This is a genomic window from Variovorax sp. SRS16 (assembly GCF_901827165.1).
In the GTDB taxonomy this organism is placed as follows: Bacteria; Pseudomonadota; Gammaproteobacteria; order Burkholderiales; family Burkholderiaceae_C; genus Variovorax.
This window is the reverse complement of record NZ_LR594666.1, coordinates 4,465,359-4,490,154: the sequence shown is the minus strand read 5'-3', so window position 1 is coordinate 4,490,154 and position 24,796 is coordinate 4,465,359. Positions and strand designations below refer to the sequence as shown.

Annotated in this window: 27 protein-coding genes and 3 tRNA genes; 17 read left to right on the top strand and 13 right to left on the bottom strand. The window is 63.5% G+C overall.

Going from position 1 to position 24,796, the window contains the following annotated elements; all coding sequences use genetic code 11:
• Window position 1: 1 nt before the first annotated feature.
• On the bottom strand, window positions 2-898 hold the full coding sequence (locus E5P2_RS21730) for an NAD kinase (RefSeq protein ID WP_162569225.1): 897 nt from the start codon (window positions 896-898) through the stop codon (window positions 2-4).
• A gap of 28 nt (window positions 899-926) precedes the next feature.
• Here E5P2_RS21730 and hrcA point away from each other — a divergent pair, with 28 nt between their 5' ends.
• Both hrcA and E5P2_RS21720 read left to right on the top strand, forming a co-directional pair.
• Window positions 927-1,931, top strand: coding sequence for a heat-inducible transcriptional repressor HrcA (gene hrcA / locus E5P2_RS21725; protein WP_162569224.1), 1,005 nt, complete (start codon window positions 927-929; stop codon window positions 1,929-1,931).
• 41 nt (window positions 1,932-1,972) lie between these two features.
• Window positions 1,973-2,049 (top strand) — tRNA-Ile (locus E5P2_RS21720).
• Between the two features lie 62 nt (window positions 2,050-2,111).
• Here the strand turns inward: E5P2_RS21720 and E5P2_RS21715 are convergent.
• Together E5P2_RS21715 and E5P2_RS21710 are read right to left on the bottom strand one after the other, a co-directional pair.
• Window positions 2,112-2,777, bottom strand: a complete 666-nt coding sequence (locus tag E5P2_RS21715; protein WP_232080797.1) for a trimeric intracellular cation channel family protein — start codon at window positions 2,775-2,777, stop codon at window positions 2,112-2,114.
• Window positions 2,774-4,036 carry a M20 family metallopeptidase gene (locus E5P2_RS21710; protein WP_162569223.1) on the bottom strand — a complete coding sequence of 421 codons (1,263 nt, stop codon included), beginning with the start codon at window positions 4,034-4,036 and terminating at the stop codon, window positions 2,774-2,776. The genes E5P2_RS21715 and E5P2_RS21710 overlap by 4 nt, the downstream gene beginning before the upstream one ends.
• A 177-nt stretch (window positions 4,037-4,213) precedes the next feature.
• Between E5P2_RS21710 and E5P2_RS21705 the strand changes: the two genes are divergently transcribed.
• Window positions 4,214-4,290: transfer RNA gene (locus E5P2_RS21705), tRNA-Arg, on the top strand.
• 102 nt (window positions 4,291-4,392) lie between these two features.
• On the opposite strand, the gene E5P2_RS21700 is transcribed toward E5P2_RS21705, so the two are convergent.
• Window positions 4,393-4,647: a hypothetical protein gene (locus E5P2_RS21700; protein ID WP_162569222.1), complete on the bottom strand. Its 255-nt coding sequence runs from the start codon at window positions 4,645-4,647 to the stop codon at window positions 4,393-4,395.
• 1,146 nt (window positions 4,648-5,793) lie between these two features.
• Between E5P2_RS21700 and E5P2_RS21690 the strand changes: the two genes are divergently transcribed.
• The 3 genes from E5P2_RS21690 (at window position 5,794) to E5P2_RS21680 (ending at window position 7,386) form a co-directional block, all read left to right on the top strand.
• The gene (locus tag E5P2_RS21690; RefSeq protein WP_162569220.1) at window positions 5,794-6,084 is read left to right on the top strand and encodes a hypothetical protein; all 291 of its coding nucleotides are present in this window, start codon (window positions 5,794-5,796) and stop codon (window positions 6,082-6,084) included.
• Between the two features lie 132 nt (window positions 6,085-6,216).
• Window positions 6,217-6,621, top strand: a complete 405-nt coding sequence (locus tag E5P2_RS21685; RefSeq protein ID WP_162569219.1) for an RcnB family protein — start codon at window positions 6,217-6,219, stop codon at window positions 6,619-6,621.
• A gap of 78 nt (window positions 6,622-6,699) precedes the next feature.
• Window positions 6,700-7,386, top strand: coding sequence for an MgtC/SapB family protein (locus E5P2_RS21680; RefSeq protein WP_162569218.1), 687 nt, complete (start codon window positions 6,700-6,702; stop codon window positions 7,384-7,386).
• 31 nt (window positions 7,387-7,417) lie between these two features.
• On the opposite strand, the gene E5P2_RS21675 is transcribed toward E5P2_RS21680, so the two are convergent.
• Window positions 7,418-8,170 carry a C1 family peptidase gene (locus E5P2_RS21675; protein WP_162569217.1) on the bottom strand — a complete coding sequence of 251 codons (753 nt, stop codon included), beginning with the start codon at window positions 8,168-8,170 and terminating at the stop codon, window positions 7,418-7,420.
• A gap of 128 nt (window positions 8,171-8,298) precedes the next feature.
• Between E5P2_RS21675 and greB the strand changes: the two genes are divergently transcribed.
• On the top strand, window positions 8,299-8,874 hold the full coding sequence (greB, locus tag E5P2_RS21670; RefSeq protein WP_162569216.1) for a transcription elongation factor GreB: 576 nt from the start codon (window positions 8,299-8,301) through the stop codon (window positions 8,872-8,874).
• 9 nt (window positions 8,875-8,883) lie between these two features.
• Here the strand turns inward: greB and E5P2_RS21665 are convergent, their stop codons facing one another.
• From E5P2_RS21665 to E5P2_RS21650, 4 genes are all read right to left on the bottom strand, one after another.
• Complete coding sequence (locus E5P2_RS21665; protein WP_162569215.1) at window positions 8,884-11,139, bottom strand: RelA/SpoT family protein; 2,256 nt, start codon at window positions 11,137-11,139, stop codon at window positions 8,884-8,886.
• A gap of 92 nt (window positions 11,140-11,231) precedes the next feature.
• On the bottom strand, window positions 11,232-11,435 hold the full coding sequence (rpoZ, locus tag E5P2_RS21660; protein ID WP_162569214.1) for a DNA-directed RNA polymerase subunit omega: 204 nt from the start codon (window positions 11,433-11,435) through the stop codon (window positions 11,232-11,234).
• A 39-nt stretch (window positions 11,436-11,474) separates the two neighbouring features.
• Window positions 11,475-12,095 carry a guanylate kinase gene (gene gmk / locus E5P2_RS21655; protein ID WP_162569213.1) on the bottom strand — a complete coding sequence of 207 codons (621 nt, stop codon included), beginning with the start codon at window positions 12,093-12,095 and terminating at the stop codon, window positions 11,475-11,477.
• A gap of 11 nt (window positions 12,096-12,106) precedes the next feature.
• Window positions 12,107-13,021, bottom strand: coding sequence for a YicC/YloC family endoribonuclease (locus tag E5P2_RS21650; protein WP_162569212.1), 915 nt, complete (start codon window positions 13,019-13,021; stop codon window positions 12,107-12,109).
• 91 nt (window positions 13,022-13,112) lie between these two features.
• On the opposite strand from E5P2_RS21650, the gene E5P2_RS21645 reads away from it, so the two are divergent.
• From E5P2_RS21645 to E5P2_RS21600, 10 genes are all read left to right on the top strand, one after another.
• The gene (locus E5P2_RS21645) at window positions 13,113-14,120 is read left to right on the top strand and encodes a serine/threonine protein kinase (RefSeq protein WP_162569211.1); all 1,008 of its coding nucleotides are present in this window, start codon (window positions 13,113-13,115) and stop codon (window positions 14,118-14,120) included.
• The gene (locus tag E5P2_RS21640; RefSeq protein ID WP_162569210.1) at window positions 14,117-15,022 is read left to right on the top strand and encodes a PP2C family protein-serine/threonine phosphatase; all 906 of its coding nucleotides are present in this window, start codon (window positions 14,117-14,119) and stop codon (window positions 15,020-15,022) included. Before E5P2_RS21645 ends, E5P2_RS21640 begins: the two co-directional genes overlap by 4 nt.
• A 26-nt stretch (window positions 15,023-15,048) precedes the next feature.
• Window positions 15,049-15,777 carry a ribonuclease PH gene (rph, locus tag E5P2_RS21635; RefSeq protein WP_162569209.1) on the top strand — a complete coding sequence of 243 codons (729 nt, stop codon included), beginning with the start codon at window positions 15,049-15,051 and terminating at the stop codon, window positions 15,775-15,777.
• Between the two features lie 34 nt (window positions 15,778-15,811).
• Complete coding sequence (gene rdgB / locus E5P2_RS21630; RefSeq protein WP_162569208.1) at window positions 15,812-16,411, top strand: RdgB/HAM1 family non-canonical purine NTP pyrophosphatase; 600 nt, start codon at window positions 15,812-15,814, stop codon at window positions 16,409-16,411.
• 68 nt (window positions 16,412-16,479) lie between these two features.
• Window positions 16,480-17,664, top strand: a complete 1,185-nt coding sequence (hemW, locus tag E5P2_RS21625; protein ID WP_162570602.1) for a radical SAM family heme chaperone HemW — start codon at window positions 16,480-16,482, stop codon at window positions 17,662-17,664.
• Window positions 17,661-18,362, top strand: coding sequence for a TetR/AcrR family transcriptional regulator (locus tag E5P2_RS21620; protein ID WP_162569207.1), 702 nt, complete (start codon window positions 17,661-17,663; stop codon window positions 18,360-18,362). The genes hemW and E5P2_RS21620 overlap by 4 nt, the downstream gene beginning before the upstream one ends.
• 57 nt (window positions 18,363-18,419) lie before the next feature.
• Window positions 18,420-18,504 (top strand) — tRNA-Ser (locus E5P2_RS21615).
• 479 nt (window positions 18,505-18,983) lie between these two features.
• The gene (locus tag E5P2_RS21610; RefSeq protein WP_162569206.1) at window positions 18,984-19,571 is read left to right on the top strand and encodes a KTSC domain-containing protein; all 588 of its coding nucleotides are present in this window, start codon (window positions 18,984-18,986) and stop codon (window positions 19,569-19,571) included.
• 432 nt (window positions 19,572-20,003) lie between these two features.
• Window positions 20,004-20,453, top strand: a complete 450-nt coding sequence (locus E5P2_RS21605; RefSeq protein ID WP_162569205.1) for a DUF5675 family protein — start codon at window positions 20,004-20,006, stop codon at window positions 20,451-20,453.
• On the top strand, window positions 20,453-20,977 hold the full coding sequence (locus tag E5P2_RS21600; protein WP_162569204.1) for an SLATT domain-containing protein: 525 nt from the start codon (window positions 20,453-20,455) through the stop codon (window positions 20,975-20,977). The genes E5P2_RS21605 and E5P2_RS21600 overlap by 1 nt, the downstream gene beginning before the upstream one ends.
• Window positions 20,978-21,538: 561 nt before the next feature.
• On the opposite strand, the gene E5P2_RS38370 is transcribed toward E5P2_RS21600, so the two are convergent.
• The 4 genes from E5P2_RS38370 to E5P2_RS21580 all read right to left on the bottom strand — a co-directional run bounded on the left by E5P2_RS38370 (window position 21,539) and on the right by E5P2_RS21580 (window position 24,696).
• On the bottom strand, window positions 21,539-22,195 hold the full coding sequence (locus E5P2_RS38370) for an ankyrin repeat domain-containing protein (protein WP_443083560.1): 657 nt from the start codon (window positions 22,193-22,195) through the stop codon (window positions 21,539-21,541).
• An 812-nt stretch (window positions 22,196-23,007) separates the two neighbouring features.
• Window positions 23,008-23,910 carry a site-specific integrase gene (locus E5P2_RS21590; protein WP_232080796.1) on the bottom strand — a complete coding sequence of 301 codons (903 nt, stop codon included), beginning with the start codon at window positions 23,908-23,910 and terminating at the stop codon, window positions 23,008-23,010.
• Between the two features lies 1 nt (window position 23,911).
• Entirely contained in the window at window positions 23,912-24,256 is a 345-nt protein-coding gene (locus E5P2_RS21585) for a hypothetical protein (RefSeq protein ID WP_232080795.1), read from the bottom strand.
• A complete protein-coding gene (locus tag E5P2_RS21580) occupies window positions 24,256-24,696 on the bottom strand; it encodes a hypothetical protein (RefSeq protein WP_162569202.1) in 441 nt (146 codons plus the stop codon). Before E5P2_RS21580 ends, E5P2_RS21585 begins: the two co-directional genes overlap by 1 nt.
• Window positions 24,697-24,796: the final 100 nt, after the last annotated feature.

Here is a 24,796-nt window from a genome sequence, read left to right as displayed (position 1 = left end):
GTCAGGAACCTCCTTCGTTCCAATGCAGTTTCTTGCGCAGCGTGTCGAAGTAGCTCCAGCCCTTCGGATGCAGAAAGCGGGCACGGCTCTCGGAACGCCGCACGACCACGCAATCGCCGATGACCAGCGATGCCAGCGACTGCATGTCGAAATTGGCGCTCGCATCGCGCCCGCCGACCAACTCGATCGAGACCTCGTCCGCGTCCGGCAGCAGGATCGGACGGTTCGACAGCGTGTGCGGCGCGATCGGCACCAGCACCCAGCCGGGAACCGCAGGGTGCAGCAAGGGGCCGCCCGCGGACAGCGCGTAGGCCGTCGAGCCCGTGGGGGAGGCGATGATCAACCCGTCGGCGCGCTGGTTGGCCACGAAGTGGCGGCCCACCGAGACGCGCAGCTCTACCATGCCCGAGGTCGCGCCGCGATTGACGACCACGTCGTTCATGGCGAGTGCGTCGAACACCGAAGCGCCGTCGCGCATCACCTGCGCATGCATGAGGCTGCGATGGTCTTCCTCGTACTCCCCGGCCAGCATCGGAATCAAGGTCGCCTGGTAGTTGTCCAGCGAAATATCGGTGATGAAGCCGAGCCGGCCGCGATTGATGCCGATCAGCGGTACGCCGTACGGCGCAAGCTGGCGCCCGATGCCGAGCATGGTGCCATCGCCGCCGACCACCAGGCCCAGATCGCATCGCTGGCCGATCTCCTCGACCGTGAGCGCCGCGTAGCGGCTCGTCTCGACGTCGTCGGCATGCGATTGCTCAACGAAAACCTCGCAGCCTTGCGATTCCAGGAAGACGCCGATGCTTTCCATGACATTGTCCTGCGCGCCGCACTGCGCCCGGGCGCCGGAGGCCTGGTATTTACCTATGAGTGCGACGTGCCGAAAGCAGGAGGTCATCTACAAATTACAACATTAAAATGAGTCAATGCTGGACGACCGCGCCAAGTTGCTGCTCAAGGCTCTGGTTGAGCGCTACATCGCTGACGGACAGCCGGTGGGCTCGCGCACGCTCTCGCGCGCTTCGGGGCTCGAGCTGTCGCCGGCCACCATCCGCAACGTGATGTCCGACCTCGAAGACCTCGGATTGATCGCCAGTCCGCACACCTCGGCAGGCCGCATCCCGACCGCGCGCGGCTATCGGCTGTTCGTCGACACCATGCTGACGGCCCAGCGCGAGCAGTTCGCCACGCCGAGCCTGGCTGCGGACCAGCCACAGCGGGTGATCACGAATGCCGCGAACCTGCTGTCGAATCTGTCGCAGTTCGTCGGCGTGGTGATGGCGCCGCGCCGCGCCTCGGTGTTCAAGCAGATCGAATTCCTGCGGCTTTCCGATCGACGCCTGCTCGTGATCATCGTCTCGCCCGATGGCGACGTGCAGAACCGCGTGATTTTCCCGGAAGTGGACTACACGCAATCGCAGCTGGTCGAAGCTTCCAACTACATCAACACGCATTACGCAGGCCTGTCGATCGAGCAGGTGCGCGATCGCCTCCAGTCGGAGGTCGAGCAGTTGCGCAGCGAAATCGCGGCCTTGATGCAGGCGGCGGTCAGAGTGAGCTCCGAGGTGCTGACGGAAGCCCAGGACGAGGTGGTGATCGCAGGCGAGCGCAATCTGCTGGCAGTCACCGATTTTTCCAGCGACATGGGCCATCTGCGTCGTGCCTTCGAACTGTTCGAGCAGAAGGCGCAGCTGATGCGTTTGCTCGACGTCTCGAGCAAGGCGGACGGTGTGCGCATCTTCATCGGCGGTGAGAGCCAGGTCGTGCCTTTCGAGGACCTGTCGATCGTCAGCGCGAACTACGAGGTCGACGGGCAGGTGGTCGGGACGCTCGGCGTGATCGGGCCGACCCGCATGCCGTACGAGCGCATGATCCAGATCGTCGACATCACGTCGCGACTCGTCACCAACGCGCTGAGCCATCGCAAGTAGCGAGAGGCCGGCGGCGCTCGTGGCATGATTCGAAGTTGCCCGGGCGGGTAGCTTAGTTGGTTAAAGCAGTGGACTCATAATCCATTGACCGTGGGTTCAAGTCCCACCCCGCCCACCACGCTTGGCGATCTCGCCGATTCGTGGGCACGGTTCGGCGCGAGCAGGCGATGCGGGGCGACCCTAGTCCGCGCCGTTGCCGCCCCGTCCGGAAGAGCGCGGCAGGTTCCACTTGTAGCGCATCGACAGATAACGCAGCGTGAAGCACGCCGCCAGAGCGACCCAGGTTCGCCCGTTCGACAGCCATCCCAGGCGCTCGCCAGCGACCTCGATGCCGGCGCCGACCAGCGCAGCCGATGCATAGATCTCGCGCTGAAGGATCACCGGCACCCGATTGAGCAGCACGTCGCGCGTGACACCACCACCCACGGCGGTGAGCACGCCCATCAGCACCGCCACCTCGGCGTTGTGGCCAAAGATCATGGCCTTCTGCGCGCCGGTCACTGCAAACAGCCCCAGGCCCAGGGAGTCGAACAGGATCACCGGATGCGCGAGGCGCACCACCAGCGTGTTGGCGGCCATCGTCATCAATGCCGCTGCCATCGCGACGGCTAGGTAACGCCAATCGGTCAGGCCCGCCGGCGGCACAGCGCCGATGCACAGGTCGCGCAATACGCCCCCGCCGCATGCGACCGTGAACGCGATGACGATGACGCCGAACCAGTCGAGGCCGCGGTCCCTGGCAGCGACTGCACCGCTGATGGCAAAGGCGAAGGTGCCCGCCAGATCGAGCATGGTGAACAGGCGGTGGTCGTTCAGGCCGGCAAGGGCCAATTCGTGGACGTTCATGCGACGGGGCACAGCCACGCGCTGGCGGCGGTCAGCATGGCCTGCAAGCCGGTCTCCAGCGTCGGGTGAATCTGCGGCGCGAACTTCGGCGAGTGGTTGCTCGGGATCTTGTTGATGGTCTTTTCCTGTTGGGCCTTGGCATATACCGCCGGGGCGGTGCCGCCGACGAACCAGAACACATAGGGCACGCCCCAGCTGCGGCCGAAGATGCTGAAGTCTTCGCTGGCCGACGCCGGGCTAGGCGCCAGCGAGGCGTTCTCGCCAAACTGGTGGCCGAATGCCTTCGCGACCTTCTGCGTGGCGACCAGGTCGTTTTCGGTCAGCGGGTAGCTGTTGATGGTGGTGAACTCGGGCGGCTGCTCGGCACCGGAGGCGTCGCACTCGGCGCAGCAGATGCGGCGGATCGATTTGAGCATGTACTCGCGCGTGTCCTCGCTGAAGGTGCGCATGTTCAGCTTGATGGTGGCGTCGTCGGGGATGATGTTTTCCTTGGTGCCGGCCTGCAGCGAGCCGATCGTGAGCACCGCCGGCTCGGATGGTGCAATCTCTCGCGAGACGATGGTCTGCAGGCGCAGCGTGGTCGCGGCGGCCATGATCACCGGGTCGATGGATGTCTGCGGCTGCGAGCCGTGCGAGCCGCGCCCAAACAACTTGATCTTCAGACTGTCTCCGGCGGACAGCGTGACGCCGGGGCGGTAGTTCACGGTGCCGGCCGGACCGACCATCACGTGCTGGCCGAGGATGATGTCGGGCTTCGGAAAGCGGCCTTCGCCCCAGTCGCGCACCATCGAGGTCGCGCCCTCGGCCGTTTCCTCGCCCGGCTGGAACACGATCATCAGCGTGCCGTTCCAGGCGACGCGATTCGCGGCCAGGATGCGCGCAGCACCGATCATCCAGGTCACGTGCATGTCGTGGCCGCACGAGTGCGCAACGCCGACCTCGACGCCGTCCGCGTCGCGCGTCGTCACGGTGCTGGCGTAGGGCAGCCCGGTGTTCTCGGCCATCGGCAGCGCGTCCATGTCGGCGCGCAGCATCACGGTCGGGCCGGCGCCATTCTTCATCAGGCAAACCACGCCGGTCACCCCGACGTTGGGCGTCACCTCGTAGCCGAACCCCTGCATCGTGTCGGAGACGATCTTCGCGGTGCGGACTTCCTGCATCGACAGCTCGGGGTGACGATGCAGGTCTTTGTAGAGTTCTTCGAGTTCGGCCACCAGGGTGGGTTCGGCGGAGGCAAGCGCTTGCGTGAGGGCATTCATGGCAGCTCCAGAAGTGACAAACCGAAGTGTGCAGCACGATTGGCCGAGTGGGGTGTCAATGAAGATAGTGTCGCAAGACCTCAGGCACCTTGTGCCGGCTCTCGGCGTTCCAGGTAGCTTTGCTGCCCGCCTGACTCCCAAGTGAAGCCTGCTGCCCATGCTATAATCGCAAGCTGTGCGGCTGTAGCTCAGTTGGATAGAGTACTTGGCTACGAACCAAGGGGTCGTGGGTTCAATTCCTGCCAGCCGCACCACTCTCTGAAGGATCAGTCCGTTCTCGCGGGCTGATCCTTTTTTCTTTTGCACGCGACGATCCTTCTTTTACGGCAAGCCGTTGACCCGCTCAGCGGAGCGTTTCACTTCCTTGACGGCCTCCGTCCTTTCGAGCCACGTGGCCACAGAGCGAGGGCCAAGGCGAGGGTGCCGACGATTGCCGCGGCGACGAGCATCGCCCTGCTGCGCTGCCTTGTGACGCGACGCGCCCTGACCCGCTCCTCGATGAGATCGAGCGCAGCGCTGATCGCGGCTTCGTCTTCCTCCGGATGAGCGATCCGCTCTTCCTCGGCCAGGGCCTGGATCTGCGAGATGACTACGGCTTTGTTGTCCGCCATGGCGCGATGGTGTTGAATGAACTCCGTTGCGGTGGGGATCGAAGGCCCGTCGGTCCGGAGAATCCGGCCAACACGAAATGCGTACCTTCGAGGTTAGGATAGTGCCATGAGGTCACTCCTATTGGTTGCAGTGCTGGCACTGTCCGGCTGTAGTTCTTATCAACACCTCGCAGGTACCGCGATGCTGCCATCCCAGGCCGGCAACTACTGCGAGGCGCCCGTCGAAGGCGCTTGCCTTGGCTGCGACATCAGCTGCCCTGCCAGCAAGCTCACCAGCTGCAAGGCCGGGACCAGCGTCATGCTGAGTGACTCCAGGACCGCCCAATGCACACGCGCGGCTGCCTGCGAATGTCGTTAGTAAAGCCGGGCTGTTCCTAAGCTTCGCCTAAGCTTGGCATCGCATGCTCAAGCCTGACAGTCGGCCGGCGCTGGTAGGGGTCGCTTCGGCGCCCACCCGATGGGGTGGTTCCTCGATGCCGGCGACTGTCGCTGTTCACTGAAGGAGTCGGCATGAAAAAGCCCGCATCAGCGGGCTTTGGGGGGCGGAAGGTCGTCTACAAACGCCGGAGCTGGATCGCTCCTTCGGCACTTTCGTAGCGCTCCGCGTCGATTCGATTCACGGGTCGCCCGCAAGTCAGCCAGTACGTCGCCAGGCCTTGCACCAATGCGCCTTGCCGTCCGTCCAGCTGGCGGCTGCGAAAAAACTGACTTCGCTCGATGATGGTGTGGCGCTCGCCGTAACTGTCGGTGGCGAGAAAGCGATTTGTCTCTTGCACATAAGTGCTCACGCTCGGCGAGGACGCGCGTGGACTCGATGGCCGGGATGACCGAGCAGACCTGTTCATCCACCACCCGACAAGTGTTTCAGAACCCGAAGGCATGTGCAAAATTGTAATGGTGGCGGGAGTTTTCACATAGTCTCTCATGTGATTTCTTTGCCACAGAGCTGGCCGGCGGCCCGCAGCTGCATCGCTCGGGGAATGCGAAAGCGGCCGGCCAGGACGGGCATTCCGGCAACTGGGCGCGGATTCCAGGGCTGTTCGAACGATTGATTCCATCACGACATCCCCAGAATAGGGGATGTGGCGCGTCCGGGCATCAAGTCCGGCAAGCCCGAGGGGGGCGCCGCCTCCGCCGAACCGGGAAATGACCGTGAATGCAGGATCGCCGTTGCAGAACGAATTGAAAGACGCAGCAAGTCGAACGATGAGAGGCCCGCTGAAGATCTTCAGCGCGCCATTTCTGACGGTGTGTGCGTACTACGCCATCGGCGTAGGCTCCTTTTCCGTCATGGCAGCCGAGAACGCCCCGGACATCGGCCTTTTCGTGTGCTATGCCATCGACCACACTGGCTTTTTCGCGGTGGCTGCGGCCTCGATCGCAGGATTCTGGTCGGTCGGGCGATCTTTCCGGGACGCTCGCGCGCGATTCGAATAGCTTTTCAAGGGGGCCCTTGCTGGCCGATGGTGTGCGACTTGTCCTGCATCGGTATCACTCGTTTCCCGGGTAGGCTTCATCTCGGCACCGTGAAATCCTTTGCGGAGCATGTCAATCTCAGAGGAACACGTCATGACCCGTACGAAAATCGCGATCGGCCTCGCTGCAGCAATGATCGGATTCGCCTCCGGTGCGTCCGCACAGCTGAGGTATCCGCCGGGCGCCCAGCCCGGGCCGGGGGCCGGCCCCATGCGCGGGCATGGACCGATGCCAGGACCGCAGCGCTATGGCCGTGGCCCTGGCGCTGGCTATCGCGCTCCGCCGATGGCCATGCCTGAGTACCGCAGGTTCAACCGCGGCGAACGCCTGCCGCCGCAATACCGTAGCAACCAATACATCGTCAACGATTGGCGCGGCCACCATCTGAGCGCACCTCCGCGCGGCTACTACTGGGTGCAGAACGGATCCGACTATGTGCTGGCGGCCATTGCGACTGGCGTGATTGCGTCGGTGGTCGTGAACGCGCTGAGCCAGTAGGTGAGAGGCGTCATGGCGGGTTGCCGTGCTGTTTCTCGAACCTTCAGCCCGTCCTGAACGCGTGTCCGAAGGATCTCGATGGTGAGCCAGCTGGAGTTGGTTGCCCGGCTCGTCATGGCCGCTGCGCTCGGCAGTGTGATCGGTTTCGAGAGGGAGCGCTTATCCTGGGCCGCAGGCCTGCGCACGCACATGCTGGTCTGCGTCGGATCGGCGCTGATCATGATCGTGTCGGCCTTCGGCTTCCAGGATGCGCTGGGCGGTCCGCATGTCGTGCTCGATCCTTCACGGGTTGCGGCGCAGGTGGTTTCGGGCATCGGCTTTCTGGGCGCCGGAACCATCCTGTTGCGCGGCGAAGTGATCCGCGGCCTGACGACGGCCGCCAGCCTCTGGTCGGTGGCAGCGATCGGGCTGGCGATCGGCGGCGGGCTCTACACGGCCGCGGTCGCCGCGACCCTCATCATCCTGCTCATCCTCGCGGGCCTGAAGCCGATCGAATCGAAGTATTTCGCATCCAAGCGCAGCCGGGAGTTCCGCCTGACCGCGGGGCGCGGGGCCTTGACGATGGTTCAGCTCAACAAGGCGCTGGGCGCCCGCAGCCGCCTGGTCAGGCAATTCGTCGTCCAGCATCTCGAGGGCGTCAACGATGTCGACGAGATCACGATCTCGTTCAACCGGCTTTCGATCGGAGAAGTCTCCCAGGTACTGGATCAGCTGCAGGCGATCCCCGGCGTGCGCGAAGTGACGGAAGTCGATCGGCCACTCTGAGGCCATGAGCTCGCGCGCGATGGAGCACGCATCAACTGACGCTCGTGATCTGCCAGAAGTCGGTCGCAAGGCCGGTGTTCGTCAGATAGCCATACGGGAAATAGCAATAGCCCTGGACGCCCCAGTTCACACCCCAGCTGTTGCGCACGATGAAGCGCTTCTTCGATTCCTGGTAGCCCACGCACATCACGGCGTGGCCGCCGAGCACCTTCTCTTTCTTCAATGGCATCGGCACCACGCCGGTGGTCGCGACCTTGTCGCTTTCGAAGCTTTCGTAGACCGTGAAGCCGAGGATGAACGGCGAACCCGAGGCAAGGCAGGTCTTGAGTTCGGTCACGTTGGTGTTGTCGAGCGCCTGGTAGCTGGTGCTGACATGCTTCTTGGCTGCTGTGTAACACGACGCCTTCGGCTTGGTCTTGAATTTCGCGATGTCATAGGGCCATGACTTCTCGTCGCACACGCCGCTCTTGTTGAGTGTCTTGGCCGCCGTGCGCAGCTCCGAGCCGGCATCCTGCCCCACGTCGCCGTCGAGCACGCGCTCGTTGTAGTAGATGAACAGCCGCGACGGTTCGAAGTCGGTCAGTCCCTGGCGCTTGAGATCGAACTCGAAAGCGGCCGCCGCGGCGTTGGCCGTGCAGCTGCCGAGCTGACCCTGGTCGTACACCGGCGGACATCCATGCCGCAGATCCACCGAGGGCGGAAGGGCGATGCGGGCAGTGACCTTGAAGCGATGGTCGCGAAAATCCGGGAGCGATGGCTTCCAGCCGTAGCTGTGTTGATGCATGGTGGTTCCCCCAAGCAGATCGGGCCAACTCCCTGTGCATGGACCGCAAAAGCGTGGCCATTGTGTTGCGCGACCTGTTCGTCGTCTATCTGCCGAGAGTGCTAGGCCGTTGATTTAAGCTTCGGTCGATGAACAAGGCATTCACGAAGGAATCCGACGCGGATGACGACGACAGCGACGGCGGCGTCGGCACCGCGCCGCCGCTTCCGGCCGGCGGCAAGAACTACATCACGCCTCGGGGTTACGCGCGGCTGCGCGCCGAGCTTCTGACATTGATGGACGAGGAACGGCCGAAGGTGGTGGAGGCCGTGCATTGGGCGGCCAAAAACGGGGACCGGTCCGAGAACGGCGACTACATCTACGGCAAGAAGCGCTTGCGCGAGATCGATCGGCGGATCCGCTTTCTCACCAAGCGCCTCGAGGTGGCGGAAGTCACCGATCCGTCGGTGCACCACGGCGGCGACCAGGTTTTCTTCGGCGCCACCGTGCGTTATGCGGACGAGACCGGCGACGAGCACGCAGTGACCATCATGGGCATCGACGAGGCCGACAGCGCACAAGCCCAGGTCAGCTGGATCTCGCCCATCGCGAGGGCCTTGCTCAAATCGCGGGAAGGCGATGTGGTCAAGCTCGCCACGCCGGGCGGCGTGCACGACATCGAGGTGCTGGCAGTCAGCTACCCGCCGCCGACCGATCTCGCCTGAGCCGGCCCTTCAGGGCGCAGGCACGGTGCGGGAGGCCGCGAGCACCGAAGGCGTTCGCCGTGCGGCCCGGAGCACTGCTTCGAGATGCGTGTGGTCGCGCACCGCGATCACGAAACGCAGATCGGTCGAGTCTTGCGGCGTCTCGTCGGCCATCTCCACGTGCGTGATGTCCGCTTCCTCCTCGGCGAGCGTGGCCGCGACGCGGGCCAGCACCCCCTTGTCGTTTCGCACGGTGACGACCACCCCGGTCTCGAAGGTGCGAACCGGGTCATCGGCCCATTCGACCGCGAAGAAGCGTTCGCTGTCCTTGTGGCGCAGGCGCTGGCCCACACCGCATGCCTCGGTATGTACCACCAGCCCTTCGCCGTGACCCAGGTAGCCGACGATGGGATCGTCCGGAATGGGGCGGCAGCAGAGCGCAAAACGCACCGAGGAGTTTTCGCTGCCGTCCAGCGAAACGGCGCCTTGCGAGACGGCTTCGTGCGCGGTGAAACGCTCGCGGCTCAGCATCAGGGCGTCCGGCTTTTCTCCACGCTCGGCCAGCAGCGCCATGAGCCGCTTGGCGACGATGGTGGCAATGCGCTTGCCCAGGCCGATGTCGGTCAGAAGTTCGGAACGCGTGCGGTTGCCCGTGAAGCGCAGCAGCTTTTCCCAGAGCGGCTGATGCTCCGGATCGTCGTCCGGCAGATTGCCGAGGCCCTCGGCGCGCAGCGCCTGCGCAAGCAGCTTTTCGCCCAGGCCTTCGGACTCGGCATGCGCCAGCGTCTTGAGGTAGTGACGGATCTTGGAGCGCGCCCGGCCGGTGCGCACGAAGCCGAGCCAGGCCGGGTTCGGTGTCGACACCGGTGCCGTGATCACCTCGACCACGTCGCCGTTCTTGAGCTCGGTGCGCAGCGGAACCTGGTCGCCATTGATGCGCGCCGCCGAGGTGTGATCGCCGATGTTGCTGTGGATCGCATAGGCGAAGTCGACCACTGTCGCGCCGCGCGGCAGCGCCAGGATCTGGCTCTTGGGCGTAAACACGTAGACCGCATCGGGAAAAAGGTCGACCTTGACGTGGTCCCAGAATTCCGCGGCGTCGCGCGTCTCGTCCTGGATGTCGAGCAGCGACTGAAGCCACTTGGTGCCCAGCCGTTCGCTGGTCGCCGCACTGGGCTCGGCCGCCTTGTAGAGCCAATGGGCCGCCACGCCGGACTCGGCCACCACGTGCATCGCTTCGGTCCGCAACTGGAACTCGACGTTGACGCCAGCAGGCCCGACCAGCGTGGTGTGCAGCGATTGGTAGCCGTTGAGCTTGGCGATCGCGATGTGGTCCTTGAACTTGCCCGGCAGCGGCTTGTACATCTGGTGCAGGATGCCCAGGCCGGTGTAGCAGGCGATCACCGTCGGGACGATGAGGCGGAAGCCGTAGATGTCGGTGACCTGGGCGAAGCTCAGGTGCTTTTCGTCCATCTTGCGATAGATGGAATAGAGCGTTTTCTCGCGCCCCGCGATCCGCACGCTCATGCCTGCTGCCGCAAAGGCGCCTTCGAGCTCCTGCTGGACTTTCTGGATCAGGTCGCGCCGCCGCCCGCGTGCCTTGGCCACGGCTTTCGCCAGGATCGCATAGCGCCACGGCCTCAGGTGGCGGAACGAAAGATCCTGCAACTCCCGATAGGTCTGATTGAGGCCCAGCCGGTGGGCGATCGGCGCATAGATGTCGAGCGTCTCGCGCGAGATGCGCGACCATTTCTCGCGCGGCGCGTCGTCGAGCGTGCGCATGTTGTGCGTGCGGTCGGCCAGCTTGACGAGGATGACCCTGACATCGCGCGCCATCGCGAGCAGCATCTTGCGGAACGACTCCGCCTGGTTCTCCTCGCGCGTGTTGAAGCGCAGCTTGTCCAGCTTCGTGAGGCCGTCGACCAGTTCCGCCACCGGCGCACCGAAGCGCTCGATGAGCTCTGACTTGGTCACGCCGCAATCCTCGATCGCGTCGTGCAGCAGGGCCGCCATCAGCGCCTGTGCATCGAGCTTCCATTCCGCGCATTGCGCCGCCACCGCGATCGGATGGGTGATGTACGGCTCGCCGCTATTGCGCAACTGGCCCAGGTGCGCCTCGTCGGCGAAGCGGTAGGCGCGACGAACCTGCTCGACGTCCTCCGTGCTCAGATAATCGAGCCGGGCCGTCAACGCGGCAAAACTGGCGGCAGCCGCATTCAACGCCGCCGGGCTCGGCCGGGGCGTGCTCCGCGGAGCTTCTGACTGGGACTTGACAACCGCACTCATGCCTGCCACTTTAGCGTGGCAGGCGGATCGACGCTTTCAGGCACAAAAAAAGCACCGCGTGCGGTGCTTCCTTGTTGTACAGCTGCATCAACTCAGCCGGGTACCTTCTTGAGCATCTCGATGCCGATCTTGCCCTCGGCGATCTCGCGCAGGGCGGTGACGCCCGGCTTGTTCTTGCTTTCGATCTTCGGCGCATGGCCTTGGCTCAGCATGCGCGCACGGTACGTGGCGGCCAGCACGAGCTGGAAGCGGTTCGGAATGTGTACCAGGCAATCTTCGACGGTGATGCGGGCCATGAGGATCTTTCGGCTTTGGGGCGTAAGGTTTGGGTGGAATCAGCGAATGTTCAGGGCGGCGAAAGTGTCCGCACGTGCGCGGCGTTGCGCGGAATACCGGAGCCGCTGAGCGTGGACGATGGCCTTCAGGTCGAAAAGCGCGCGCTCAAATAACTCATTGATTATAACGAAATCGAATTCACTGGCGCGCCCCATTTCCTGGGCGGCGTTCTGCAGCCTCAGTTCGATGACCGCGGCGCTGTCCTCGCCGCGCCGCTCGAGGCGGGAACGCAGCTCTTCCCAGCTCGGTGGCAGGATGAAGATCATCACCGCGTTGGCGAAGGTCTTGCGGATCTGGATGGCGCCCTGGAAGTCAATTTCGAGGATGACATCCGCCCCCTGGGCGATCCGCTCCTCGATGGCCCTTTTGGACGTGCCATAGCGCTCGCCGTGCACATGCGCCCATTCGATGAAGGCATCCGACGCGACCATCGCGTCGAACTCCGAATGCGACGCGAAGAAGTATTCGCGGCCGTGCTTCTCCTGCCCGCGCGGCGGCCGCGTCGTGTGCGAGACCGAGGGCTGAACGGCCGAATCGAGCTCCATCAGCGCCTTCACGAGGCTCGATTTGCCGGCGCCGCTCGGTGCCGCGACCACGAAGATGTTTCCGGGATAGTCCATGCAACCGTTCCCTATTCGATGTTCTGGACTTGCTCGCGCATCTGCTCGATCAGCACCTTCATGTCGACGCCGATGCGCGTGAGTTCGAGCGTCGCGGACTTCGAACCCAGCGTATTGGCCTCGCGGTGCAGCTCCTGGATCAGGAAATCGAGGCGCTTGCCGATCTCGCCCCCCTTCTTGACCAGGCGCTCGATCTCGTCGAGGTGCGAATCGAGGCGCGTCAGCTCTTCGGCGACGTCGATGCGGATGGCGAATGCGGTCGCCTCGGTGAGCGCGCGGTCCTGGGCTGCTTCGGGCGGCGTGCCGCCGCTCAGCCCCATCGCTTCCTGCCAGCGCTCGAGAAAGCGCGTGCGCTGCTGCTCGACCAGCACCGGCACGAGCGGAAGCGCCTGCGCGGTGAGCTTGCGCAGCTGCGCGAGGTGGTCCTGCAGCATCTTGGCAAGGCGGGCGCCTTCGCGTTCACGCGCGGACAGCAGGGCTTTCAGCGCCTTTTCCGTCACCTCCGTGAGCCCGGGCCCCCAGTCGCCCCGCGCGCCGTTGTCGCCGGCCGCGAGGCGCAGCACGTCGGCCACGCTGAGCGCGCGCGCCTCGGGCAGCCAGGACTTGATGCTGTCCTGCAAGCCGTTGAGTCGCTGCAGGAGCTTGGTCGACGGCTCGCCGATGCCGGCACCCGCGGCGCTCTCGATCGAGGCGCGCAGCTCGACCTTGCCGCGCTTGAGCTTACCGGCGAGCAATTCGCGCAAGGCGGGCTCGTGCTGGCGCAGTTCCTCCGGCAGCTTGAATGTCAGATCGAGAAATCGGCTGTTGACCGAGCGGATCTCGACCCCGAGCCGACCCGTGGCGGCGTGCCGCGCTTCGGCTTCGGAGTGACTGCCTGTGGGGCCGTTCTGGCCGCTGGCATAGCCGGTCATGCTGTAAACTGGCATCGCGCCTCGCTGTGAATTTGTGTGCACGCACCGAGACGACGGCACGGCGTTCGCTTGCCGCACCCTCGCCTTGGGGCGAAACTCCCGGATTATGTCAAAGGTCAAACCTTCGCCCCTGTTGCCCGAGACGGTCATCGGCGGTTACCGCGTCGTTCGGCGGCTTTCGGCCGGCGGCTTCGGGGTCGTCTATCTTGCCGTCGATCACAGCGGCCAGCAGGTGGCCATCAAGGAATATCTTCCTTCGTCGCTGGCCACGCGCGGCACCGGCGAGCTGGCACCCCAGGTGCCGCCCGAGAAGCTGTCGCTCTACCGGCTCGGGCTGAAGAGCTTCTTCGAGGAAGGGCGCTCGCTGGCGCAGATCTCGCATGCCTCGGTGGTGAGCGTGCTCAACTTCTTCCGCGAGAACGAAACCGTCTACATGGTCATGAACTACCTGGAGGGCGCGACCCTGCAGGACTTCATCGTCACCGCGAGAGACCTGAAGAAACAGAAGGTCTTCCGCGAGTCCACCATCCGCTCGCTGTTCGACGAGATCCTGCGCGGCCTGCGCATCGTGCATCAGCACAAGATGCTGCACCTGGACATCAAGCCCGCCAACATCTTCGTGACCGACGACGACCGCGCCGTCATGATCGACTTCGGCGCCGCGCGCGAGGTGCTCTCCAAGGAGGGCAACTTCATTCGCCCGATGTACACGCCCGGCTTCGCCGCGCCCGAGATGTATCGCCGCGATTCGTCCATGGGCCCCTGGACCGACATCTACGCCATCGGCGCGTGCATCTATGCCTGCATGCAGGGCTATCCGCCGAACGACGCGCCGCAACGCATCGAGAAGGACCGGCTCGGCCTGTCGCTGTCGCGCCTGCGCGGCATCTATTCCGACAACCTGATCGAGGTGGTCGAGTGGTGCATGTCACTCGATCCGCTGTCGCGCCCGCAGTCGGTGTTCGCACTGCAAAAGGAACTGAGCCGCGAAGGCGAACGCCGCTACACCAAGCTCACCGTCGGCGAGAAGGTCCGGCTGTCGATCGACAACATGCGCTCCTTCGAGAAGAAAGGGCTGCCAAAAGCAGCCGCACCGACGACGCGACCGGCATGAAGTTTTCCGTATTCCAAGTCAGCCGCAAAGGTGGCCGCCTCAAGAACGAAGACCGCATGGGCTATTGCTACACGCGGGAGTCGGGTCTTTTCGTCCTGGCCGATGGCATGGGTGGGCATCCGGAAGGCGAGGTTGCGGCCCAGCTGGCGTTGCAGACCATCGCGGCCCTCTACCAGCGCGAAGCGCGCCCGATCGTGAAGGACGTCAAGGCCTTCCTGACCGCATCGCTGATGGCCGCGCACCAGCAGATCATGCGTTACGCGGGCAACAAGGCCATGCTCGACACGCCGCGCACGACGGTGGTCGCCTGCGTGCTGCAAGGCACCACCGCGACCTGGATCCACTGCGGCGACTCGCGCCTGTACGTGGTGCGCGATGGCGAGATGCTCATGCGCACACGCGACCACTCGCATGCCGAGCGCCCGCGCGCCAATGCCGGCCCCGAGGCCGTCAACCGGAACCTGCTGCTGACCTGCCTGGGCTCGCCGACCACGCCCCTGTTCGACGTTTCGCAGCCGCTGCAGCTGCAGCGCGGCGACCGCATCATGCTGTGCTCGGACGGCCTCTGGGGCGTGCTCGATGATCGACTGATCGTGCGCACCCTTTCATCCGGCAAGCCGGTGTCCGACGCCGCGCCCGACCTCGCCGAAATGGCGCTGCGCAACGGCGGCGTGCACAGCGACAACGTGACCCTGATCGCGCTCGAATGGGAAACCCCCGATGCGCCGGGGCAGAGCCGCGGCGTGTCCACCGACAGCATCAGCGACGGCGTGTTCGCCTCCACCATCCAGGCCGGCATGCCGTCCGACAGCGAACTCGATGACCTCGATGAAGACGCCATCGAGCGTTCGATCGCCGAGATCAACGAAGCGATACGGCGCTCGGCCGCACGCAAAGCCTGAGTCTCTTTACCTTCTCCACTTTCCTCATGACAGATTTCATCCGAAGCGGCGGCCGTGCCGCCGATCAGCTGCGCCCCGTTCGCATCACCCGCGGTTTCACCATCCATGCCGAGGGCTCGGTGCTGATCGAGTTCGGCCAGACCCGGGTGCTGTGCACGGCCTCGGTTGAAGAGAAAGTGCCGCCGCACAAGCGCGGCAGCGGCGAAGGCTGGGTCACCGCTGAATACGGCATGCTCCCGCGCGCCACACACACGCGCAGCGACCGCGAAGCGGCGCGCGGCAAGCAAAGCGGCCGCACACAGGAAATCCAGCGCCTGATCGGCCGCTCGATGCGCGCCGTGTTCGACCTGGCCGCGCTCGGCGAACGCACCATCCACCTCGATTGCGACGTGCTGCAGGCCGACGGCGGCACGCGCACGGCCGCCATCACTGGCGCCTTCGTCGCGGCGCAGGATGCGGTCGCCAAGCTGCTGACGGCAGGCAAGATCCCGGCCTCGCCGATCCGCAGCCACGTCGCCGCGATCTCGGTGGGCATTGTGCAGGGCACGCCGCTGCTCGACCTCGAATACATCGAGGACTCGGCCTGCGACACCGACATGAACGTGGTGATGACCGGCGCCGGCCATTTCGTCGAGGTGCAGGGCACGGCCGAGGGCGCAGCCTTCTCGCGCGCGGAAATGAACGCGCTGCTGGCGCTGGCGGAAAAAGGCATCGCCGAGCTGACCGCCCTGCAGACCCAGGCCCTCGCGGCTTGAGAAAGATCCCTTCGAGCCTCGGCATTCGACGCAGATGAAACTGGTCCTGGCCTCCAACAACGCCGGCAAGCTCGCCGAGCTGCAAGTGCTGTTCGCACCGCTCGGCATGACGCTGGTGCGGCAGTCGGAGCTCGGCGTCGGCGAGGCCGAGGAGCCGTTCCGCACCTTCGTCGAGAACGCGCTCGCCAAGGCGCGCCATGCGTCCGCGGCCACGGGCCTGCCGGCCATCGCCGACGATGCCGGCCTCTGCGTCGAGGCCTTCGGCGGACTGCCCGGTGTCGATACCGCCTACTACGCCACCCAATTCGGCTACGAGAAGGGCGACGCGAACAATGTGCGCGCGCTGCTCGAACAACTCGCCGGCCAGGACGACCGCCGCGCCGCGCTGGTCAGCACGCTGGTCGCGCTGCGCCGCGCCGACGACCCTGAACCGCTGATCGCCATCGGCCGGGTGGCCGGCCAGATCGCGCGCGAGCCCGTGGGCGACAACGGTTTCGGCTTCGACCCCGTCATGTTCCTGCCCCAGTTCGGCAAGACCTTCGCCCAGTTGCCGACCGAGGTCAAGAATGCCAACAGCCATCGCGGCCAGGCAGCGCGCGCCATGCTGGCCCTGATGCGCGAGCGCTGGTCGTGAAGCGCGTCGTCCCGATCTCGGCGAGCGCCGAAGACACTTTCGGCGCCGCGGCCGGCGCCAACGACGTGATGCACCTGATGCGGCCAGGCCCGCTGCAGCTGGCGGCGCTGCCGCCGCTGTCGCTCTACGTGCATCTGCCGTGGTGCCTGCGCAAATGCCCCTACTGCGATTTCAACTCGCACGAATGGCGCGCCGGCGGCGACGCGCTGCCCGAAGCCCGCTACCTCGATGCGCTGATCGCCGACCTCGACGCCGCGCTGCCGCTGATCTGGGGCCGCAGCGTCCACGCCATCTTCATCGGCGGCGGCACGCCCAGCCTGTTCTCGCCGGCCGCCATCGACCGGCTGCTCGGCGACCTGCGCGCGCGCCTCAAGCTGGCGCCCGACTGCGAGATCACGCTGGAGGCCAACCCCGGTACTTTCGAGCGCGATCGCTTTCGCGCCTACCGCGCGGCCGGCGTCACGCGACTGTCGGTCGGCGTGCAGAGCTTCGACGACGCGCACCTGAAGGCGCTCGGCCGCGTGCACGATCGCGCACAGGCCATCGCCGCGGTCGAGGAGGCCGCGGCCGCCTTCGACACCTTCAACCTCGACCTGATGTACGCGCTGCCCGGCCAGACGCTCGAGGGATTGGATGCCGACCTCGACCAGGCGCTGGCGCTGGCGCCGCCGCATCTGTCGGTCTATCACCTCACGATCGAGCCCAACACCTATTTCGCCAAGTTTCCGCCCGTGGTGCCCGAGGACGACACGGCCTACGCGATGCTCGACCGCATCACCGAGCGCACCGGGCAGGCCGGCTTCGAGCGCTACGAAATCTCGGCCTACGCGCGTGCGGGCCATCGCTGCGCGCACAACCTCAACTACTGGCAGTTCGGGGACTACCTGGGCATCGGCGCTGGCGCCCACAGCAAGTTGAGCTTCGCGCACCGCGTGGTGCGGCAAATCCGATTTCGCGAACCCCGCCTCTACATGGACAATGCACTCGTCGCCCGTGCGGTCGCACAGAGTGACGAGGTCGCCATCTCCGAACTGCCTTTCGAATTCATGCTCAATGCGTTGCGACTGAAGGATGGCTTCACGCTGGCCCAATTCGGCGAGCGCACAGGCTTGGCCGTGACCGCCATCCAGCGCGGGATGGACGAGGCCGAGCGCAAGGGCCTGATCGAACGCGACCTTCAGCGCGTGTGGCCAACGCCCCGCGGGCTCGATTTCCTGAGCGACCTGCAGACGATCTTCCTGCCCGACGCGTGAGCGGCACCACCGTGGCGGACCTCCCCGTTCCCGAAAGCCCCCGCAGATCGCGCGGTCGGCCCAGCCCGGAACAGGCGGCGGCGCTGCGCGAGTCCTTCCTGGCGGCTGCGCTGACGTCCTTCCTCGACAAGGGCTACGCGGCCACCAGCATCGAGGCCATCGCCCGCGATGCCGGCGTCGCCAAGATCACCATCTACCGCCAGTTCGACAACAAGGAAGCGCTGTTCCGCGAGGTCGTGCACCGGGCGGTCGGCCATGCCCGCGACACGATGCAGGCCACCCTGGTGCGGCGTGCCGAGGACGAACGACAGGTCCTGCTCGACCTCGTCGAGCGCATGTACCTCGGCGCGACCGAACCCAAGACGCTGGCTCTGCTGCGCCTCGTGATCGCCGAGGCGACGCGATTCCCTGAACTCGCGAAGTCGCTCTACGCGGAGAACAGCTACGTGCTCTCGCCCGTGGTCGACTACCTCGCCGAGGCGCACCGGACGGGCAAGCTGCATGTGCCCTCGCCGGAGCTGGCGGCGGTGCAGCTGTCCACGCTCGCCTTCGGCGGCGTGCGCTTCTTCATTTCGAAGCCGCTGGCAGGGCGCGAGGAGCGGCGCGCCTGGGCCGAAGGGATCGTCGATCTGGTGATGCGGGGGTGGGCGCCGCAAGCCGCGGGTGCTGCCGGCGAGGGTGATGGGCGCAGCGACTAAAATCGCGGTCCTGCCGATGCGCAACGCACGGCAGGCCAGTTCAGTTCAGTTCAGTTCGGAGAGTTGGGTGAGTGGTTTAAACCAGCAGTCTTGAAAACTGCCGACGGGCAACCGTCCGTGAGTTCGAATCTCACACTCTCCGCCGAATCAGGTTGTAAGTCGTTGAATAATAAGAGGTTTTTATTTTAAACCTTCACGACTCACAGTTCAACTCACAAGGCCGTGTTCGAGGCTTTCGTGCCTTCCGAACCTCATGCATTCATAGCTTTGCGCTGTCGCTGCTTGCCTACCCCCGTTTAATACTGGTCTGACCTCGACGCCTCCACTTGGAGATTCGGATGGGCAGCTTTGATCCCGACTGACACGTCGCGTGCGGATGCGAGGTGTTCAGTCGCGGCACGATCCGTCTGAACGAGATCTTGAGCATCCTTGGGTAGAACTTCGTGGGCTACCAATAAACAAGGGCACGCGCGACGAGCCGATCGGGACGACTTCGGAGGATTCCGCCATGCGCCGTCGCCAGAGAGTCTGCAAAGCGGGAAGCGCAAGGCGAGTGAGATTGCGCGTATCGTTCTATGCCCGCTCAAACAAGACACTGCATGATCAGTTGAAGGACGCCAAATGCTTCTTCGTTTGCCCTACGCTTTGCTGGTGGGTTGTGCGCTTGTCTGTGCCTGGCAATCGGCCCTTTCCGAAACAGTGATCGTCAAGTACCGTGGCCCGGTAGACCTCGCGCCGTTTTCATGCCAGACCATAGCGAGAAGCTCATTCATCAGCCGCATTTGCTACGACCAGTATGAGCAGTATGTTCTGGTGAACCTCTCAGACACTTACTACCACTACTGCGATGTTCCGCCAGATGTTGTTGCTGCATGGCTGGCATCCCCATCGATGGGTCGCTTCTACAACGCGACAGTCAAGGGAAGGTTTGACTGTCGACTGGGGCATGTTCCATCGTATGGGGATCCCTCAGGCTTGAGGCAGCCCAGCGGCTCTCGGCTTCGTGCATGTGAGGACGGACACTGGATTGATTCAGTCATAGATGATGGATCAATCGTTAAGCTCGAAGACGGGTCCGTGTGGGAAGTCGACGACGGTGACACCGTCGATTCGGAACTTTGGGAGCCTATGAGCGATGTTGTTGCATGCCCAGACAAACTCATCAACAAAGACGAGAAAGAGACAGTTTCGGCTCGCCGATTGAGATAAAGATGATCGGTTTTTCGAATTGCTTCAGCTCTGGCCGCTCCTAGATCGAGGATGGTGAGGATGGTGGTTAACTGGCTTTGGCTTCTCATCATCTTGACCGTCAATGCTACGCGCTTGAGATTAGCCATCCCCGAAGTTGCCGCAAGTCAGGTTTGCCACACCAATTTCTGGGTCTGGGCGGCTGTCAGGACGTACTCGCCCTTGTGGACCATTTCAGCCGGTTCGTTCGCACCGCCCGCACAGTGAAGCCGCCGCCCGCGGCGCAGCCCGGGATCGTCCCGAAGGCACCTTTGAGCGCTAGAAGTTTGTTCGTTACGACTCAGCTTGTGTGCGAGACGATGGTCAAACCACGGACAGACTGCCTATGTCCTCCGCGCTATGGGTTGCCTGCATCTTTTGCGGCAGCATCACGCGTAGCTGGAGGGCTGGCCGATGCACATCGAAATCATTCGAGACAAATCCAAAGCGCCGAGTGCGGGCGAGTTCGGAATGATGCTGCTCGACGGCTCGCGAATCTGCGCTACCTGTGAGCACACTTGGGCCGAGAACAATAGCGACGTGTCGTGCATCTCCGAGGGTGACTATGAGCTACGCGCCATAAACTCGCCCGCACACGGACATACCTCCGTCTTTCACAATCCAGCACTGGATGTGTACGCCGCGCCCCGGATGATTCCTGCCGGCAAGCACGACAGAAGCTTGTACGAGATTCACGTGGCCAACTGGCCCTTTCAATTGCGAGGCTGCGTCGCGGTGGGCCAACGCATCGTCGAGATGAAGCCGCATGGCTTGGGCGTAAACGCTAGTACAGCGACGTTTGCGATGCTGATGGGCAAGGTGGGCTTGGAGAAAGGCCTAACCGCTACGATACGGAGCCAGTGATGAACCTGTTTGGGTTTCAAGAGGCTCCTCCTCCGCTTGAACCCAAGGCGGCTGATGAGACGCAGCTTGCGTACCTCTACCGACTCATCGAAGAGCGTCTCGCGACCCGGCTTGAATCGGCTTCGTGGTACCGGCGGACGAACTTCCTTGCGCAGATGGCGACGACCGTCCTTTCGGCACTCATCACTGTCATTGCGGGCCTCAAGAGCTGGTGGTTCACCCCCGTAGGCTTGACGAGCGGGACGGCCACCGCGGCAGCAAGTGACGTCGTCCTCTTTCTCAGCGCCGTCGTTACCGTCGTCGCTGCCGCCGGCGCGTTCTATTCGCCTCGCGAGCTGTGGGTCGTCGACAGTGTCAACGCTGGAAAGCTACGCGCGCTGCGTGCAAAGCTACAGTTCCACGAGCGGGCTCCCGATTTCGATGCGATGCGTCAGGAACTCGTGGATACCGGGTTTCTCGAGTACCAGGCGATCTGCGACGACTACAACGCCGAGTGGCTGAAGATTCGATCGAAGGCGCGCTGAACTTACGATTCTTGCCAGTTCTCGGCGCCACTGAGGGCGGCAGTTGTGAGTAGCCGCAGTCCTTTCACGGCGACCCAGGTACCGAGCAACAACCATGGCCGGCGACTGTCGGCGTTGTAGTTCGGGAACCACGGTGGAGCACGGAGTCCGCTCGTCTGCGTCTTGCGTTCAGAACGGCGCTGTTGAGCATCACGGGCAACCGCGTCTTTTCGCGGATGCCGGGCGGATTTAACTGAGCGCCAGCGGAATGCGGCCAGATACGGCGGCGACGACGTACCTTACGACTAAGGCGGCGCCGTGCACTGCAAATTCGCCGAGCTGTCGATCTGATCGCAGGCGTTTTAACGCTGGCGCGGTTTGTTTTGTTGGGTCCTGAGTGACTCGAACACTCGACCTACGGATTAAGAGAAATGTCAGAAATATTTTCCTGTTTATAACCAACAAGTTACGCGCGGCATTTTGCGGTGTGTAGGAAAATGTGTAAGCAACCGGTCGGTGCTATTTTCGTGATTGCTCATGTGCGCTGCACCGTGATGGCTGTATTTGCAGCCAACTACTGCATCATTTACGAGTGGAGCAAACGCATACAGTTTCCGATGGAGTACACCTAGGGCTGTTGGCGTAGTTTCCTGCCGAGAACCCTCTTTGGGCACAATATTCACCACAAGTACCTTGGTATGTTTGTCCGGGACCACACTTTGCAGCGCTATTAGTGCCCGCGATCGGTTTTTGGACAATTGGAGTAGCCGTTGTACCTGTGACGAATGGAACTGACGACGGAGCCGGGCCCGAATCCATCTCTTCCGCGAGTTGTTGGAGTTCGCGATTGCTCTCGGATTCAAGCTGTCGCTTCATCTCGTCCTTATCACCAGGGCCGTAATTTGCCCTGGCGCCATTCGAAACCAAGAAACTTGCGGACGAAGCCTTGTTAAAGAAGTTGGCGAAATCAAGAGCTGTCCAGCCGATTCTATTAGTTTGGTTTATCTTGGCACCTCGATCGATGAGAGCCTGCATGATTTCCTTGGTACTTCCAACTTCTGCCGCGAACATCAGCGGGGTGCAGTGTCCAATGCAGTTTCCCATACTTGCGTTGGCGCCCCCAGGAATTCGACCTATGAAGTACTGAAGCTCAGGCAATGAGCGACGCGATATGGCATGAGCAACAGCGGCAGCGTAATTCGGGCCGTGCTCATGGCGTTCAGAGATAATTTTGTCCACTGCTACATAATCGCCTCGATTTATCGCGTTGTTATATTGTTCCCACTGAGATGCGCATCCCGAGACGGTCAAGAAAAGTAGGGAAGCGAATGCAACGAAGAAAGCGCGACGTATCAATTTGAGCTCCTGTTTAAAGGTTGCAACCCCACTACACTACTGCTCGAAGGTCGCGCCCCATACTACCTACTCCTCGCCACCGCCTTGTCCTTGAATTCCTGTCCGTCCCGAGCCAAGTCCGTCCATCATCGCTGCTCCTTCACATCGACGCCGAAGTTGCCTCTGCAAGTCTTCAGACCAGATCAAAAGAGCCCTGGCTGATCATCCAGCCCCTCAAGATCGTCCGGCTTGGGGCACTACCACCTTCCCGCTGTGCATGCGCGGCGCTCGCGGAGGCAAGGGCACCGCGAAGGTATCCAGCGGTCCCATCCACTGCTTGAAGAAGCTCGGTGCCTCGGCGAGTACGGTCACAAGTTTAAGGCGATGCCGGCGATTGCAGTCCCAACGGCAGGCACGTCGGTGTATCTAAATTGCGCTGTTTGGTCGTCGCAGGAGGCCTTGAGGAATGGAGGAACGCCCTGGATCTCGGTCCTCCGAAAAAACAGAAAATCTTGAATCGCCTGATTTCCCCGGGCCGTCCTGATGGCCAGCACATGCGAGCTGCCAGAGGCGGGCTCATGGGCAAAGCGTCCCGCTGGTCCTCAGCATTGACACAGAGATCGATGCCGCCGAAGACGGGTTGTATGCTGCCGAGAGGTGGCTGCGTCGGACGCACCTGGGCAGCTAAATACTTCTGAGCGAGTGTCGAAAGGGACTCACAGGACGCTAGTCCCGCGACTGCTATCAGAGGTCCGGATGTAGCGCATGAGCGCCTCAATCGATGTATGTCCGGTCTGCCGCCTGATCATGTGCAACGGCACGCCCTGACTCGCCGCCTCGGTGCAATACCCCGCGCGGAGAGAATGACCTGATACGCCGTTCGCCGCATCAATCCCCCAAACCCGACGCGCGGCGGCTTTGACGATCACATTCAGGGTCTGCGGCGAGAGCGCTTCGTTGCCGATTCGCCCGCCCAGCGTGATCTTGCGAAACAGCGGGCCCTGTGTGATCTGCGCGGCGACCAACCATCGCCGCAGGCTTTCGACGGCGCAGCTGGCCCGCGTCTTTGCTTTCGAGATCCATACCGTTCGGCCGTGCCCCTCCTGATCGGTCTTCGAGCGTTTGACCCGGATCCGCAGGCCGTCCGGCAACACGCTGATGTCGGCCACGGTCAAACCCATCAGTTCCGATCGCCGAAACGCACCGGCGAAGCCGAGCAGAAGCATCGCGCGATTGCGCAGGGCCGGCAGGCCGGAATCCCGATGTAGTGCCGCGAGCTGGAGAATGTGCCTGCGGGTGAGGGCGATCGCGTGCATCGGCGCCGCCCCCATCGTTCGCCGGATCCCGCGCATCGTGTCCTGCACCTTGGACGTCGCAACGGGGTTCGGAAGCTCCCGACTCCTATGAGCCTCCTGAATCGCCCACAAACGACGCTGCAACGTCGAAACCGATAGCGAACCCGCGAAGGTCGCCAGATACCGAGCGACCTGGAGCGGCGTTGCCGGGATCCTTCCGCCGTTCGCCTTGAAATGCCGAAGGTCGCTGGCATAGCAGAGCTTGGTTTGAGGCGCGCGCGCCGCCTCGGCATATGCTTTCGCGCTCCGCGCCTCAATCTTCACCCTAGTACTCCTGCGGCAGCAGCAAGCAGGTGCTCGCCCGAGTGCCTTCGTCGTCCGCAGCCTCCGTGATGACCCAGATCCGTGTCGATCCGACCGAATAGCTCGAGAGCAGCCGCGCCCCGGTCTCGATCGCCTCCCAATTGCTCTGACGGTCCTCGGCGTCGAGTTCGCTGAAATCGCCACCCTGATGCCGCCGCAGCAAGGCGAGGGCACTGACCCCGGCCGCGCTCAAAGCGTCTAACGCGCCCGGTGTCGCGACCGCCCGGCCCAAGGAAAAGAGCCGTCGACGCACCGGACCCGCACGACGAACGCGCGTTGCACTTGAAAGCATGTGATCAGAAAGCATCACGACCTCCGCCCCAACTTGCTGGTCGTCCGATCGGCGCTTGGTGCGGTGATTTCCATGAACCAGGAAATCGTCAGCGAATCGATGTCCGTATGAAGATGCCGCCCTTCCGCGATCCACGACGCCGGATCGATCACGTAGCTGAACGCAGGCTGCAAGTCGGTCTTGCGAACCCGGTGCCAAATGACCGTCCGGCCCGTGTCCATTTCCTCATCCCAGTCGATGAACAGGATCGCGACCTCCGGAAGCGCGGCGATCGATTCAAAGTCCTTGTAGTGCGTCGCGACGAGGTTGCCGAGCGACATCAAGAGCTTGGCCATCAGGATTTCGGTGGGATAGGCGGGGCCTTGGGCCGGGTACCCCAAAGCCACCGCCGCGCGGTTCACCTCTTCGAGCGACTTGCCGCTCAAGGTTGCGATGCACGCAAACGCATCGTCCATGCGCTCTCGCATTGCCACGCGCTTAAAAGGCGTCTGAAAATTCGCCGGCAGTTGGGGTAAAGGAGACGATGAATGGGGCGCTTGAGAGCCGCCGGAGCTT

Coding starts and splice junctions, on each gene's coding strand:
- E5P2_RS21730 (WP_162569225.1), bottom strand. CDS start 898: ATGACCTCCTGCTTTCGGCACGTCGCACTCATAGGTAAATACCAGGCC.
- hrcA (WP_162569224.1), top strand. CDS start 927: ATGCTGGACGACCGCGCCAAGTTGCTGCTCAAGGCTCTGGTTGAGCGC.
- E5P2_RS21715 (WP_232080797.1), bottom strand. CDS start 2,777: ATGAACGTCCACGAATTGGCCCTTGCCGGCCTGAACGACCACCGCCTG.
- E5P2_RS21710 (WP_162569223.1), bottom strand. CDS start 4,036: ATGAATGCCCTCACGCAAGCGCTTGCCTCCGCCGAACCCACCCTGGTG.
- E5P2_RS21700 (WP_162569222.1), bottom strand. CDS start 4,647: ATGGCGGACAACAAAGCCGTAGTCATCTCGCAGATCCAGGCCCTGGCC.
- E5P2_RS21690 (WP_162569220.1), top strand. CDS start 5,794: ATGACCGTGAATGCAGGATCGCCGTTGCAGAACGAATTGAAAGACGCA.
- E5P2_RS21685 (WP_162569219.1), top strand. CDS start 6,217: ATGACCCGTACGAAAATCGCGATCGGCCTCGCTGCAGCAATGATCGGA.
- E5P2_RS21680 (WP_162569218.1), top strand. CDS start 6,700: ATGGTGAGCCAGCTGGAGTTGGTTGCCCGGCTCGTCATGGCCGCTGCG.
- E5P2_RS21675 (WP_162569217.1), bottom strand. CDS start 8,170: ATGCATCAACACAGCTACGGCTGGAAGCCATCGCTCCCGGATTTTCGC.
- greB (WP_162569216.1), top strand. CDS start 8,299: ATGAACAAGGCATTCACGAAGGAATCCGACGCGGATGACGACGACAGC.
- E5P2_RS21665 (WP_162569215.1), bottom strand. CDS start 11,139: ATGAGTGCGGTTGTCAAGTCCCAGTCAGAAGCTCCGCGGAGCACGCCC.
- rpoZ (WP_162569214.1), bottom strand. CDS start 11,435: ATGGCCCGCATCACCGTCGAAGATTGCCTGGTACACATTCCGAACCGC.
- gmk (WP_162569213.1), bottom strand. CDS start 12,095: ATGGACTATCCCGGAAACATCTTCGTGGTCGCGGCACCGAGCGGCGCC.
- E5P2_RS21650 (WP_162569212.1), bottom strand. CDS start 13,021: ATGCCAGTTTACAGCATGACCGGCTATGCCAGCGGCCAGAACGGCCCC.
- E5P2_RS21645 (WP_162569211.1), top strand. CDS start 13,113: ATGTCAAAGGTCAAACCTTCGCCCCTGTTGCCCGAGACGGTCATCGGC.
- E5P2_RS21640 (WP_162569210.1), top strand. CDS start 14,117: ATGAAGTTTTCCGTATTCCAAGTCAGCCGCAAAGGTGGCCGCCTCAAG.
- rph (WP_162569209.1), top strand. CDS start 15,049: ATGACAGATTTCATCCGAAGCGGCGGCCGTGCCGCCGATCAGCTGCGC.
- rdgB (WP_162569208.1), top strand. CDS start 15,812: ATGAAACTGGTCCTGGCCTCCAACAACGCCGGCAAGCTCGCCGAGCTG.
- hemW (WP_162570602.1), top strand. CDS start 16,480: ATGCACCTGATGCGGCCAGGCCCGCTGCAGCTGGCGGCGCTGCCGCCG.
- E5P2_RS21610 (WP_162569206.1), top strand. CDS start 18,984: ATGCTTCTTCGTTTGCCCTACGCTTTGCTGGTGGGTTGTGCGCTTGTC.
- E5P2_RS21605 (WP_162569205.1), top strand. CDS start 20,004: ATGCACATCGAAATCATTCGAGACAAATCCAAAGCGCCGAGTGCGGGC.
- E5P2_RS21600 (WP_162569204.1), top strand. CDS start 20,453: ATGAACCTGTTTGGGTTTCAAGAGGCTCCTCCTCCGCTTGAACCCAAG.
- E5P2_RS21585 (WP_232080795.1), bottom strand. CDS start 24,256: ATGCTTTCTGATCACATGCTTTCAAGTGCAACGCGCGTTCGTCGTGCG.
- E5P2_RS21580 (WP_162569202.1), bottom strand. CDS start 24,696: ATGGACGATGCGTTTGCGTGCATCGCAACCTTGAGCGGCAAGTCGCTC.